The 14,841-nt window shown below is 39.3% G+C and carries 8 protein-coding genes; 6 read left to right on the plus strand and 2 right to left on the minus strand.

Annotation, left to right across the window (positions count from 1 at the left end; all coding sequences use genetic code 11):
- Positions 1 to 455: 455 nt before the first annotated feature.
- Complete coding sequence (locus tag JCM9152_RS15030) at positions 456 to 3,449, minus strand: hybrid sensor histidine kinase/response regulator (RefSeq protein WP_035345921.1); 2,994 nt, start codon at positions 3,447 to 3,449, stop codon at positions 456 to 458.
- 127 nt (positions 3,450 to 3,576) lie between these two features.
- Here JCM9152_RS15030 and JCM9152_RS21470 point away from each other — a divergent pair, with 127 nt between their 5' ends.
- Genes JCM9152_RS21470 through JCM9152_RS15055 form a run of 6 tightly spaced genes read left to right on the plus strand, consistent with a single transcriptional unit; the run spans position 3,577 to position 13,717 of the window.
- A complete protein-coding gene (locus JCM9152_RS21470) occupies positions 3,577 to 4,902 on the plus strand; it encodes a GGDEF domain-containing response regulator (protein WP_052015998.1) in 1,326 nt (441 codons plus the stop codon).
- Positions 4,902 to 5,960 carry a HEAT repeat domain-containing protein gene (locus JCM9152_RS15040; protein WP_035345923.1) on the plus strand — a complete coding sequence of 353 codons (1,059 nt, stop codon included), beginning with the start codon at positions 4,902 to 4,904 and terminating at the stop codon, positions 5,958 to 5,960. Before JCM9152_RS21470 ends, JCM9152_RS15040 begins: the two co-directional genes overlap by 1 nt.
- Positions 5,953 to 7,377 carry a glycosyltransferase family 2 protein gene (locus JCM9152_RS15045; protein ID WP_035345925.1) on the plus strand — a complete coding sequence of 475 codons (1,425 nt, stop codon included), beginning with the start codon at positions 5,953 to 5,955 and terminating at the stop codon, positions 7,375 to 7,377. Before JCM9152_RS15040 ends, JCM9152_RS15045 begins: the two co-directional genes overlap by 8 nt.
- Positions 7,378 to 7,398: 21 nt before the next feature.
- Positions 7,399 to 8,250, plus strand: coding sequence for a hypothetical protein (locus JCM9152_RS24150; RefSeq protein ID WP_369384569.1), 852 nt, complete (start codon positions 7,399 to 7,401; stop codon positions 8,248 to 8,250).
- An 8-nt stretch (positions 8,251 to 8,258) separates the two neighbouring features.
- Positions 8,259 to 10,661 (plus strand): hypothetical protein, encoded by a 2,403-nt coding sequence (locus JCM9152_RS15050; RefSeq protein ID WP_369384570.1) that lies wholly within the window; start codon positions 8,259 to 8,261, stop codon positions 10,659 to 10,661.
- A gap of 35 nt (positions 10,662 to 10,696) precedes the next feature.
- A complete protein-coding gene (locus JCM9152_RS15055) occupies positions 10,697 to 13,717 on the plus strand; it encodes an ATP-binding response regulator (RefSeq protein WP_035345927.1) in 3,021 nt (1,006 codons plus the stop codon).
- A 369-nt stretch (positions 13,718 to 14,086) separates the two neighbouring features.
- Here the strand turns inward: JCM9152_RS15055 and JCM9152_RS15060 are convergent, their stop codons facing one another.
- The gene (locus tag JCM9152_RS15060) at positions 14,087 to 14,761 is read right to left on the minus strand and encodes an HAD family hydrolase (RefSeq protein WP_035345929.1); all 675 of its coding nucleotides are present in this window, start codon (positions 14,759 to 14,761) and stop codon (positions 14,087 to 14,089) included.
- Positions 14,762 to 14,841: the final 80 nt, after the last annotated feature.

Raw genomic sequence — 14,841 nt, forward strand, 5'->3', positions numbered from 1 at the left:
TGGGGAGGAGAAGCAAGTGGGATCATTCAATGAAGGGAGTTGGCTTCGCGCGATAGACGTGATTCTGAAAGCCCCCTTTTTCAGAATAACTGGATACTTTTGTGACGACTCCGCAATGGTTTTCTTATGCCAAACGGAAGCGGAACCTCATTCCGTTAAAAGGCAGAAATACGCCGTTTAAGCGTATGAAGTGGAACGTCATTCCGCTAATGAACAATAAAACGAGAAAAGTGAAGCACAAAAGGACAAATAACGGAATGAGGTTCCGAAAAGATAGTCTAAAATGGTTTGAGAGAGGAAATAACGGAATGAGGTTCCATCAAGGAAGTAGTATCGCTGAAGTAAGGCTAGGGCTCGTAATAAGGAGGCGATTAAAAAAACCATTGAAAAAGTTTAAACCAAACTTTTTCAGTACTGTTCAATCCCCTTGTGGCTGACTCCTTTCTGAAAACGCCTTAAAGAGTAAATTCAATGCATGTTCCTTTATCTTCCTCACTTCTAATCGTTAAGCCTTTTCCAGTTAACTGCTCCAGCCGTCGGTTGATATTATAAAGGCCGATTCCGCGCTTATTATGTGCGAATGGTTGGTTGAGAAGCTGATCTCTTTTTTCTTTAGGAATCCCGTAACCATTGTCTTGAACGGAAATGTTTACGTGCTGATTTTCTGTGCCTTTTATTGAGATGGTAATAACGCCTTGTTGGTTTTCTTTTAAACCATGCTCGATCGCATTTTCAACAAGTGGTTGTAGTGAAAATGGTGGGACTTTTAATTCTCCTAAATGGTCATCGATTTCCCATTTCACATCAAATGTAATGGACATACGTTCTTGCATAATATGAACGTAAGATTGAACGAAGCTTATCTCGTGGTCTATTGCTACGAGTTCGTTCAAGTTGTTAAATTGGAAGCTCGTTTGTAAGTAGTGACAAAATGCTTCCAACAGTTTTTGCATTCGCTCGACGTTGATCTCAGCTAAGCTTAGAATGGCATTTAAAGTGTTGAAGAAGAAGTGTGGCTGAATTTGGGCTTGTAGCCACGCTGTTTCAATACGGACATTTTCCTCGACGGTTTTCTTAACTCGGATCAGTGCGGATACTCGAGAACGCAGCTCTTGGGCATTTACAGGCTTTGTGACATAGTCATTAGCACCGGCATGGAACGCGGCTTGAATATCTGCTGTCTGACTTCTAGCTGTTAAAATAAGGATTGGAAGCTCTGTTAATAAGTATGTGTCACGAATTTGTCGCGTAAGCTCGTAGCCAGACATATTTGGCATCATGACATCTGTAATGATTAAATCCCAGCTCTCGTCTTTTAACTGTTTTAATGCTTCTGCCCCACTTGATACACCGTACGTCGCATATGTGCCGTTAAGCAATTCTTCCACAATATGAATGTTGATTGGATCATCATCGACAATTAAAATACGTCCGTTTTCTTGATGGTCTCGAGATTTCTCAGCTGTTGGACTCGCTTCATATATATGGTGGTTCGTCGGTTTTGCAAGAGACGATGGTTGTGTATCTGCGATCGGCATAGAGAAAGTGAAGGTTGTCCCTTTCCCACGTATAGATTGAACGGAAATTGTTCCGCCGTGTAATTCGACTAGTTGCTTTGTAATACTTAAGCCTAATCCAAATCCTCCGCCGACAACAGCTGAGCTGTAATCTCCTTGTTCATAACGTTGGAAAATACGTTCGAGCTCCTCGTTAGAGATCCCAATTCCTGTATCCGAAATATGGATGAGGGCTCGGTTATCTTCACGATCTGCTGTGATCGTAATCGTTCCAACTTCCGTATATTTGATCGCATTGTGTATGATGTTAAACAAAATCTGAGTAAGGCGATGCTCATCAGCGAGAACAGAAGGAAATGATTCAGGGACATGAATTTGAAAATCGATTTCCTTTCCATTCACTAAAAATTTCAATAAATCAATCACACCAACTATGACAGAGTGAACATGAATCGGTTTTTTCTTTAATGGTAATTGATTTTCATTTAAATGGTTCACCTCTAGCAAATCATTGATTAAAAATGACATACGTTGACCGACATTAATCAGCAACTGTAATCGTTGTTTGTATTCCTCTTTGTCGGTTCTCTCTTTTTCTAGTAACGTTTGAGCAATGTTGATCATTCCATGAAGGGGGTTTCGTAATTCATGGGATGTATTTGCTAAGAAGTCGTCCTTTGATCGTAGTGAACGTTGAAGCTGCTTAGACAACGTTTCTGTTTGTTCGACTGAACGGAAATAACGCTTAAAACAATAAATCGAAAAGAGAATAACAGCTAACGTAAAGTCAATTGGATAAAAGTCTAAGTCGATTCCGAGATTATATTGAACAATTGTTGATGATATATGAACGGCAAGTGCTATTGTTCCAAATAAAATGAAAATGTTATCTTGAAAGCCTTGTTTTACCGTTTTAAGGAAGACAGATATTACGATAGCCGGAACTATGATCAGAATCAAATTAATTACAATCCTCGTCGAAATAATCCAATCAATTGGAGCGAGTATAACGAAAAGGCAATAACCGATGATTAGCTTTGGTAACAAACGAAACAAGATGCCATTTGTTAGAGTAGGCAATAAATGTTTGCAAAATAAAACTAAAAACAAAATAGATGCAGAAAACGTTACAAAAATCAATCTCGCATTAAACTCGTAGTTTAATGGAATGAGATAATGGATGACACGATGATCCGTAATCATGACCGTAACGGATGCTACTAATAAGAGCATGCCAAAGTAAATTAATACCTTTTGCTTTGGTCCAACTACATAAAGGATAAGGCCATATAACCCATGAATGATAAAGATGACAATAACGGCTATTTGACTAACGATGGAAGTAATTTCTTGCTTTTGGATAATATCGCCATCACCAAGCTCAAGTGGGTGAGCGATCCCGCCTGCTCGCCCTTTTATAGGGTTATGAGCAACTTGAATGAGCAGTTCTAAATCTGTATCATCTGCGCTGAATGTGACATATCTAGTGGCCATGCTTCCTTCGTATTCCATTGCGGATTCAGCCACTTGACCGATTTCAAGAAGCTGCTCCCCATTTAGATAAAGTCGGTAAGAGGTGTAAATGTTAGGAAGCTTCAGCCCTAGCAACTGGTTAACGTCTTCCTCATTTAAAGTAATTTCAAGACGGTATGTCCCATATTGAAATCCTTCTCTGTATGGCCAACTTTCAAATGAAGGTACGTAGGATGCATCACTTTGATTCGCTTGGAATGGTTCTATAAATTGCTGGTCATAATATTCCCATTCTCCTTCTAAAGAAAAGATCCCACCGTCTATTGCATCGAGGTGCAGTACACCTGCTTCTGCTTCTACTGAATGGACATTTTCATGTGCCGAAACCCAAATGATTCGAATCGTTAAAATAAGCAAAACAAAAAGAATGAGGTAAAGGAGCATTTTCTGTTTATTCATGTCATCACCATTGTTATTATTTGTCCTAATACACCTATTAAACCATTAATTGCTACTTAATTTCATTATTTTTTAAGAGGTCATACGATATAATGAACAGTAGAATATGAAATGGTAGGTGTACGAAGTGAGGACTACATTTGTAAGCAACGGCTTAGAGGAACGTCCACAAGGCTTTTATGAGAGAAAACCGTTTGTTCTTTTTATTGCGAAGGACGAGAGTGAAGTATGGAATATGGAGCAGGTGTTGGTTGATGAACACCGCTTTTTATATGCAGTGACATCTGAATGGAAGCAGGTTGAGTTGAGTTTACATTCTCAGATTCCCATCGTTATTGTGCTTTTACATAAAGATGGAGAGCAGGTTGACCCGGTCATTGATGCAATGATTCGACAATATTGTGAGTACTATAAAGTTTCAGTCGTTGTCTGTAACCGAGAAAGGACTGTCGAGCAACCACGGTTGTTTAATTATTCCTTTGCTAATCCATATGATAAGAAAGATTTGATTGAGTTGGTTAAAAAACTGATTCAATTACGCTCTACTTCTTACATAGATTTAGAAACCGGATTATTGAATCAACTATTTTTTGAGAGAGTATATAAATGGCAGTTGGCAGCATGTAAGCGGACAAAAGTACCGTTTTCTTTAGTTTTTTTATCATTACATTCGTATGACGAATGGAAAGTGCTATATGATTCATTAACATTAAGGGAGATCAAGGAAGAATGGATTGATCAGATCCAAGAAAAAGTGCGCGATTCTGATTTTGTTTTTTCATTTGGTCAAGAAAATGAAGTGATTTTGCTACTTCCATACACAGGTGGAGAAGAGGCGCGCTCTTTTTTAAATAGATTGGAAAATGACAGTAAACCATTACGAGTTAGTCATGATGATACGGAGTCATCGGTTGATTTGCAAATAAGTGGTGTTATCGTAGAAATTCGCCAATCATCAGCCGAACATATCGAGGTGACGAGAAAAGCAAGAGAGATGATGGCTTCAATAGAAGTGTCCTCTGTTGCGACAATTGAAGATTATGTGAAAAAAGAAGTAGAGCCAATCAAAGTGACGATTATTGAGCCTGACGATGTATTCCGGCATGTATTGGTGAACTTAATGAATCGTTTAGAGATGGAAGGCTTTGAGTTTGTGATAAAGGACTTTGAAGATGGGCAGTCGTTTCTAGATTCGGATTATTATCAATCTGCCCATACACATATTGTCATTTTGAATGACATATTACCTCAAAGAAGTGGGTTAGAATTAGTTTATGAATTACGAGGTATGCCAAATACGAATAAATATTTAATTACAATGCTTTCCACGAGGCGGGCGGAGGAAGATATGATTTATGCATTTGAATCAGGAGTCGATGAATATATTGTTAAGCCATTTACGATTCATCTACTAGAAGCAAAAATAAAACGTTTGATAAGAAGGTATCGCTAATGGTTACAGTAGATATACGCGTTTTGAGTTATAGTCTGTTATTGCTTATTTTTATACTATCGGTTATTTTTATTTATTTAATTGTGAATCGTATAAAAGAAACGAAGCGAGAAGAAATCACGAATAGCTATATTAATCAATATCATAAAAGCTTTTATGATCATTTAATTGAAGGAGAGCCTGCCCCAAATGTAATAAAGCCTGAAAGCACGTTGCAAATAAAGGCAGTAGAAGAAATTTTGACTCGTTATAGTCATACGATAAGTAGCGAAAAGGTAGTTGAACGTATTCGTGAATATGCGGAAGCGTATTTGTGTAGCTATTATGAAGCACAATTGAAAAGCCATAAATGGAGTAAGCGAATGAATGCTTTGTATCATATTGTTGATTTTCAAATGTATTCCTTCGAGTCGAAGGTTGCTAACATGTTAGCAAGTGATAAAAGCTACACGAATGATGAATATTTACAAATGTATTTGTTTTTAACGAAGGCGGACAAGCAGTTATTTATGAAATTGATTAAAAAGAATAAAGCGAGCTTTACTGAATGGGAATATCGCAAGCTCGTTCGCGAAATGAATCAGGACTCTTTTGCGCTGCTGCTACAATCCTTTGAACAGCTACCACAAAGCTTGCGATACAGCATGATTGATATAATCGGACTTGAGAATCAATTGAAGTGGTATTCGTTTTTAATGGAAGTATTAGAAAGTGAGGAGTTAGAGCTACGTATTCGAACATTAAAAGCTTTAAGTAAGCTCTCTTATGTTCATCAGCCGAAACGTTTTCTAACGTACTTACAATCTCCTTATTGGGAGGAGAGAATGCTAGTTGCCAGAATCCTTGAGACAAGTCCATCTGGGGATGTTCAAAAATATTTGATTACATTACTAGGTGATTCCTCTCGTTTGGTTAGAAAACAAGCAGCCAAATCTCTTAGCAAGCAAAAAGGAGGGGAGCAGCTATTACAAGAAATTTCAATAGCTCAAGACGAAGATATTATGGTTGAAGCATTTCAAGATGTGTATGGTACAAAAGTAGGTGAGGTAAATGGCTGATTTCATCAATCAATGGCTCTGGATAATGGGAATTGTCATTCTCTTTTATATGACAGGGGTGGTTGTTTTTTATTCAGTGCTAACGTTGACTGCCTTTATTCAACTCCGTAAAGAGCATCAATTAGATAAATATGAAGACAATGAAGCGTATTTGCAGGATGATTATACGAAGCCAGTATCCATATTAATTCCAGCCTTTAATGAAGAAGCGGGGATTATTGAGAGTATACGTTCTTTGTTAAGCTTACAATACCCACAGAAGGAAATGATTATAATTAATGATGGCTCAACGGATCATACAGTTGAACGGGTCATTTCTCACTTTCGGATGGAGAAGGTTGAGCTTTCCTACGAGGAGACAATTCCTACTGCAAAAATAAAAGCGATCTATCAATCTAAAATGATTCCAAGCTTATTATTAGTTGATAAAGAGAATGGTGGAAAGGCGGATGCCTTAAATGCAGGAATGTGTGTTTCGCGATACCCTTATTTTTGCTCTATCGATGGCGATTCCATTTTGGAGCAGGATGCCTTGCTTAAAGTGATGAAGCCGATCATGAAATCAGGTGGTGAAGTGGTTGCCTCAGGTGGAAGTGTGCGTGTCGCAAATGGCTGTGATATTCAAATGGGCAAAGTAATGAAAATTGGTTTATCGAATAAGCCCCTTGTGATTATGCAAGTCATTGAGTATTTACGGGCTTTTTTTACAGGACGAATTGGATTAAGCCGTCATAATCTATTGCTCATTAATTCTGGTGCATTTAGCGTTTTTTCGAAAAGGTGGGCGATGGCTGCTGGGGGGTATTCTAATAAAACGGTCGGAGAGGATATGGAGCTTGTCGTCAGACTTCATCGCTATATAAAGGAACAGAAAGAAAACAAACGAATTGTATTTGTATCAGACCCTGTTTGTTGGACTGAAGCTCCAGAAACGCTTAAGCAGCTTAGTCGGCAGCGTAGCCGTTGGCATCGTGGATTAATTGAAAGCTTATGGACTCACCGAAAAATGACGTTAAACCCTCGTTACGGTGTTGTAGGTACCGTTTCATTTCCTTACTATTGGCTTGTAGAAATGGTTGGGCCGATTATGGAGTTAGTCGGTTATGCAATGATCATTTTGTATTTGCTTATGGGTGGCGTTTATCTCGAATTTGCCGCTCTTCTCATGATCGTCATGCTCATATATGGTTCGATCTTTTCGATGGTAGCTGTTTTGCTAGAGGCATGGAGCTTAAATAGGTATACGAGTGTACGTGATTTAGTTACGCTGTTTTTATTTTCATTGTTTGAAACGTTCTGGTTCCGACCATTAACAGTGGTCTGGCGTTTCCAAGGTTGTTTACAGTGGCTGTTTAAATATCGTAAATGGGATACCCTTGAGAGAAAAGGGTTAAATAAAATGAACGAGCATGCTTAGAAACAGGAGAAAGGAAAGATAATGAAAAAGTTAGTAGTGGCTTTAATAAGTGTTGCGGTTATTTTTTTGATTCCTTTTGTGCTTTGGCATTTTGAGGAGTCGGATGATTTGAATATTGCGATTATTGATAAAACGGTTCCTGATGAATCCTACCGTGAGCATCATGGCTTAACATGGCTGCTTAATCATTGGAGGGTGACTGAAGAACGACTGAGTTATTCTGAGGATTATCAAGGCTTTCTGCCAAATGAAAAGGAAGAAAGTTATGATATTCAACCTCTCTTAACGGATTATGATGGAATTGATTTGATCTATTTAGCAGATACGTATGGTGTTTATGAAGAGGATTTACCATGGGTGAATGTAGATGAGCGAGAAGGCTCGCGTTCTAACCTTATTTACGGCGGTCTTGAAGTAGAGGAATGGTACAATATTTATACGAGATTGACAGATGGAACTCGAAGCACACTTGTGGCGGAGTTTAATACGTTTGCTTCTCCAACAAATACCGAGGTTCGGAGTAGTGTAAGCAACTTTCTTGAAATCGAATGGAGTGGGTGGGTTGGTCGCTACTTTGACGAACTTGATCCAGATTTAAATGAGGAAATTCCGCAATGGATTTTAGATGAGTACCCGAATTGGGATTATGAGGGTGCTGGCTTTGTTTTAGTTAATGATTTTAATTATGATTTAGTCGTTCTATTAGAAGAGGAACATGTTGAGCAAGGTGGAATACGGCTCCAATATACGGAGCGAGGACAGGCTTTTTTTGATCTTGAAGAAAGCCCAGAGTATGCCTATTGGTTTGATATTATAGAAGCACGCGATGAAGATCATGTGCTAGCGACTTATGATTGGCCATTAACGAGTTAGGTGAAGAATTGCTGGTTGAAAAAGGAATTCCGCTCAAGTTTGATGCTGTTATTCATCAACAAGAGGGGCCTTCTGATCGGTTTTATTTTGCTGGAGATTATGTAGATGTTGCTGAAATTCCTTCCTTTTATCAGTACAAATGGTTAGCTAATTTGCAAACATGGCGTAAAGGCTTCTCGAAGGAAGAAAGTGCCTTTTTCTGGACGACGTATGTGCCGATGATGGAGGTGATTATAAATCGAGCAGCTGAAGAGATTGATTACGAACCTGTAACAGAAGATGGTTTAAATGAGTCGAAAGAGTATCCTACTACTGGAGAGAATCAGTATAACTTCCGGATCGTCGGGGATCTTTATGAAGTATATGTTGATGGTCAGTGGGAGGAAATGACGATTAAAGGTGTGAATATGGGGATGGGTAAGCCAGGTAGCTTTCCTGGTGAAGCGATGATTAGTGAAGAGGAGTACATGCGTTGGTTTAAGCAAATCGGTGAAATGGGTGCTAATACGATTCGAGTTTATACTATTCACCCACCTGGATTTTATCGTGCCTTAAAATCATACAATGAAGCACACCCTGATCAGCCGCTTTATTTGTTTCACGGTGCATGGTTCAATGAGGAATCTGAAGTGTATGAAGATACTAAGGATGCATTTGTTGATGGGAATACCATTCCATTTCAAGAGGAAATGAAGATGATTGTTGATGTTATACACGGTGATACTCGAATTGACTATACGCCAGGACATGCATATGGTATCTATGATGTTGATGTATCTGATTATGTCATTGGCTGGATTATTGGGATTGAGTGGTATCCGCATTTTGTGGAAGAAACAAATGATTTGCATGTTGATCTAGGCGATTATGATGGCCGTTTTGTCAGGACGGAGAAAGCTGAAGCGTTCGAATATTGGTTGGCAGAGCAAATGGACCTCGTGTTGAGCTATGAAGCTGATCACTATGGCTTTGTGCGCCCGATTAGTTTCACGAATTGGGTAACGACCGATCTTCTAACACATCCAGCTGAACCAAATGAAGAAGAAGATCTAGTTGGAATTGATCCGAATGTGATTAAGCTAAAGGATGAGATGGAAGAGGTAGGGCAATTTGCTTCCTATCACGTTTATCCATATTATCCAGACTTTTTGAATTTTGAGGAAAGGTATTTAGAATATACCGATCATCGTGGCCAACCGAATAACTATGCAGCTTATCTTGAAGACTTACATGAAGTCCACGATATACCAGTTCTTATAGCTGAGTTTGGTGTTCCAGCTACTAGGGGAAAAACCCATAACAATCCATTCGGTTGGAATCAAGGCCATTTAACCGAGGATGAGCAGGGTGAAATTGTTGTCTCATTGTTCGAAGATATTTTATATGAAGGGATGATGGGCGGCTTAATTTTCACATGGCAGGATGAGTGGTTTAAGCGAACATGGAATACGATGGAATACGATAATCCTGAGCGCCGACCGTTTTGGTCTAATCCGCAAACGAGTGAGCAGCAATTTGGTTTAATGAGCTTCGATCGCCATAAAATCCGGATAAATGGGAGTCCTTCAGAGTGGGAGGAATCTGTTCCACTTTACGACGGTGGTAACGAGTTATTAGATCAAGTTATCGTAGACCATGATGAGACGTATTTATATGTGCGGATCGATTTGAACGATTTTGAATGGAGTAAGGATGCTTTCCCTGTTGTGTTATTTGATACGATTCCAGACCAAGGTAATGAACAGATCGAGGGATTTGATGGTTTATCGTTAAATAATGGCATCGATTTTATGATGAAGTTGAAGGGGAAAGAGAGCTCTTCTCTTCTAGTGGATTGGTATTATGATTTCTTCGAATATGAATATGTTCATGTTCACATGATGATAGATTGGGATATTGATAATCCAAAGCCTGTACGTAATACAGGGGTTTTTAACCCGATCATGTACGCATTAAACCAAGCTCTCTACATTCCAAGCCGTGATTTACACGTTGATTTTGAGTATTATGAAGCAGGTGAGCTACGATTCGGTATTGGTGATCCGGATCATGAGGACTATGATTCACTTGCCGATTTCTATTACAATGAAGAATTGCAAATGTTTGAAGTGCGTATTCCTTGGCTCTTATTGCAGTTCCGTGATCCGAGTCAGCGTGAAGTGATAGGAGATTTTTATAAGGACCCGTATGAATTTAGTCAGTTTGTTGATGGCATTCAATTAGCCGTTCTAATCGTTAATGAGCAAGATGATTCGTATGAAATACTTGATTCCTTACCTGCATTAGAAAATGGTCGCTTCAGTGAACCATTAGAGTTATATGAATGGGAAACGTGGGATGAGCCATTGTACGAAGAGAGATTGAAGCAATCATATGATTTTGTGAAAGAGGCATTTCAAGCAGTTGAATAAGAAGCGTAAATTTAGATAATAGGAGAATGGAGTCTATGCCAAAGAAACGAATCATCCTCATTGTGACCATATTTGTGATCGTGATAACAGGATTCCGATTAGGCTGGATCCATCTTCATGCGAAGCCTGAGCACCCTCCGATTGAAGCGGGGGTGCTTGATCTTCGTGGCTGGGACGAGCTGTCTGATTATGCGATTGAGCTCGATGGAGAGTGGGAATTCTATCCGAATGAACGGCTCGTTACATTAGATGAACAGCATGAAGCAGAATATGTTCAAGTGCCAGGCGATTGGACCGATACAGCAGGGATGGAGAGCTCATTCGGTTACGGGACGTATCGTTTAGTCATTCATGTTGATGACGATTTGAACGAGACGTTTGGCTTTCGCGTTCATTCCATTTATAGTTCGTCGACATTCTATGTGAATGGAGAGCTCATCGGCCAAGCAGGGCAGCCTTCTGAAGAGAAATCGAGCTACAAGCCATTGAATAACCCTTATTCAGCCTATGTTGAAATAGACGGTGGCAATGAATTAGAGGTGATGATAGAGGTGGCTAATTTCCATGATCCGAATGAAGGTGGAATTGGCCATTCTATTTTATTTGGGTTAGAAGAGCCATTAAGGAGTGAAATGAAATTAGTCGAGGCGCTCGCGATTTTCGCCTGTGTTATTTATTTGTTTCATGCTTTGTATGGCTTTGTTTTATTTCTAATTGGCAATCGTGACCGTCGCTTATTTTTCTTTTCAGTTGTGCTTTTATGTACGGTTATAGGAACGCTCATTGGGGAACGGTTTATATTTGAGTGGTTTTCGTTTAGCTTTGAATGGCGTAACGATATTTTATATGTTGCCGGTATAATCGGGGGCTACTCATTACTACAATGCATTCGTGATTTCTTACCTCGTTTTATGACGAGGAAAGTATTGATTCTATATGAGATTGCTTGTCTACTCTCTCTTGTCCTTGTCCTGATCTTACCTGTTTCGCTGAACCTACGTATAGAAGCGGTATATTTAACGTTAATGCTTTTACCAACATTATTACTGATTGTGCTTATGTTCAAATCAACGATAGCGATTGATCAGGATCGGATTTTTCTCTTGCTCGCGTCTATTGCTGCGGTAGGTAGCTTATTCTGGCTAGTGGCGATGCATACATTTAACATGATGATGGTTTCCTATCCGTTTGATTTGCTTATTGCACTAACTTGTTTATCGACATATTGGTTCAAGCAATATTTTAATCGTCTGAAAGAATCGCAGCAGCTAGCTACTAAGTTAACAGAAGCTGATAGGCAGAAGGATCAGTTTCTTGCGGATGTTGCACATGAAATGCGTAATCCGCTTCATGCGATTATTAATATCTCGCAAGCTGTATCAGAGCGGGAGAAGAAGCAGCTAACGGAGCGAAGTAGACAGGATCTAATGTTGCTTCATGATGTTGGTAGGCGAATGTCACTTTTATTAAATGATCTACTTGAATTAGCAAGGTTCAGGGAAAATCGCATTACGTTACACAAAAAGGCAGTTTCTGTTCAAAGTGCAGCAAGCGCGGTGATCTCGATGCTGTCGTATATGGTGGATGGAAGACCGATCACACTGCGTAAGGAAATGTCTGACGAGCTTCCTTCTGCTATGGCTGACGAAAATCGTCTCATTCAAATTTTATTTAACCTTGTTCATAATGCGATTAAATATTCAGAGAGTGGAGACATTGTCATTCGGGCTACGTATGCCAATGAGAGAATTCATCTTGCTGTCGAGGATCAAGGTCAAGGAATGACGGAAGCTGATATTGAGGCGATCTTTCAACCGTACGAACAGGTCCGTGGTACACCCTCGAACGAGGGGGGATTCGGATTAGGGTTGAGTATTTGCAAACAATTGGTTGAATTGCATGGGTGTACGCTGAACGTCGATTCAACTCTTAATAAAGGATCGATCTTTTCTTTTACTCTTCCAGTAGCATCGGATTCTGTGGATGAGCTTACGCCGGTTATGGTTGAGAATGCATCCTCCTGGAATGAAGTGGCGGCCATAACGAATGAGCCTCAAAAGACAGTAGCTGGAACGATTCATCTATTAGTGGTTGATGATGATCGGGTGAATTTAAATGTGCTTGAAAGTGTTTTCTTTGAAGAGTGCTACCAGCTATGTACAGTGTCATCAGGGGCGCATGCTTTGGAAAAGCTCGATCGTGGGAAGTGGGATATTGTCATTTCTGATGTGATGATGCCGCAAATGACTGGCTATGAATTGACTGAACAAATTCGAAAGAACTATTCGATGACTGAGCTACCAGTACTGTTGTTAACAGCGTACAATCACGACATTGATATAGAAGCGGGCTTTCGCGCTGGAGCGAACGATTATGTGAGCAAGCCGGTTAATGGTCTTGAGTTAAAGGCACGAGTCGAGTCTCTTGTTGAAATGAAGAGATCGGTGAAAGAGGCATTAAGGCTAGAAGCGGCGTGGCTCCAAGCTCAAATTAAGCCTCATTTTATTATTAATACGTTCAATGCGATTGTAGCACTTAGTCGGATTGATTTGGAGCGAATGGATGGACTCATTGAGGAATTGTCACAATACATTCGTTACAGCATTCATTTTCAAAATGCGGATGATATGATTCCATTAAAGGATGAGCTTCAGCTAGTCCGCTCTTATGTCAAGATTGAGCAGGAGCGCTTTCCCGATTATTTCGAAGTTAAGTGGAAGGTTGACGAAACGCTTGAATGGAATGTTCCACCACTAGTGATTCAAACCATTGTAGAGAATGCGATTCAGCATGGACTGCTAAAGAGCGGCAAGCAAGGGTTGCTAGAGATAGGAGTGTACGATCATGGCTCGTTCGTAGAGGTGTCTGTATGTGATAATGGACATGGCATAGAGAAAAGTAGGGTCGATCATTTATTAGAACGCGGTGAAAGCAAGCACTCCGGTATAGGCTTAGCGAATACGCATTACCGACTTAAGCAATTAGTCGGTAGTGGTCTTCAACTAGAGAGTGAAATAGGTGTAGGGACGTCGGTATCTTTTAAGATTCCGAAGTGAGGGACGGAAAGCTCTAGCTGATGTTAGGGCTTTTTGTAGGCCACTGAAAAAGTGAAAATCGCACTTTTTCAGTGGCCTTGCTTTTTGGCGGTATTTATAGATTGCAAACTCTTATTAGGTGCTAAAAAAGAAATGGGGTTTGATTTCACACAGGGAGGCGACAAAGGAACGAGTAAACTAATGTTTCTGAGTGCGTGTCAGAAATCTAATTGGATTACGGATAAATTTTTGCTTGAGGTATAAAAATGCCACTCCCAAAAGGAAGTGTTTGTACACGGTCTTCAACTAACGCGCCCGATTGTGGAAGACCGTTATTCAAGTAAAGCACCCGTTAATTTAAGTGCATCTTTTCACAAATCATTAGCAATTCTATTTTACATAGGTATTATTCAACGACAAAACTTCCAAAATCCTATCTAAAGTCATATCCACCTTAGAATTTAAACATAACGCAACTCTTTCATCAAATTTAAGGAATTTAGTTGTTTCGTTAGGTACAATAACACAAGGTATCTCAGCACGTATTGACGCTAATGAACCATTCGGAGAGTCTTCAAATACAACCGCTTCCTTAGGACTAATTTCAAAATATCTAAGAATTTTTTTGTACAAGTCTGGTTCGGGTTTTACCTTCTCAACATCATCAGAGGTACAAATATAATCAAAATACGATATAATACCTAGTTTATTCATATGGTAATCAATCCAGCTTCTTGTAGAACTTGATGCAAGTGCAATCTTAATACCAAGTTGTTTAGCTCTTTTTAAATAATCTTCAACACCTTCTCTTGGGGATTTTCCTTCTAATAATTCTTGATATAAATTACTCCGTTCAAGTCTAATGTCATCTCTGCTGATTTCTGGACAACTTACTAATAAGTGTTCATAAGGGTCAAACTTCAGAGAGCTACCAATTGAATTCATCCATTCTTCCAGTGGGAAATCTACCTTATATTTTTTATATAATTCTTGAAAGGCTTCAAGGTCATATGTTTCTGTATCAAAAACTAATCCATCAAAATCAAATATTAATACCTTAACCATTATTCAATCCCCCCTTAACCATGATAACTCTTTATACACATTCTACAGCTAAATCCTAATCCCTTGTTAAAAGATCCTGC

This window comes from Halalkalibacter hemicellulosilyticusJCM 9152 (assembly GCF_000513115.1).
Lineage (GTDB): Bacteria > Bacillota > Bacilli > Bacillales > Bacillaceae_D > Halalkalibacter > Halalkalibacter hemicellulosilyticus.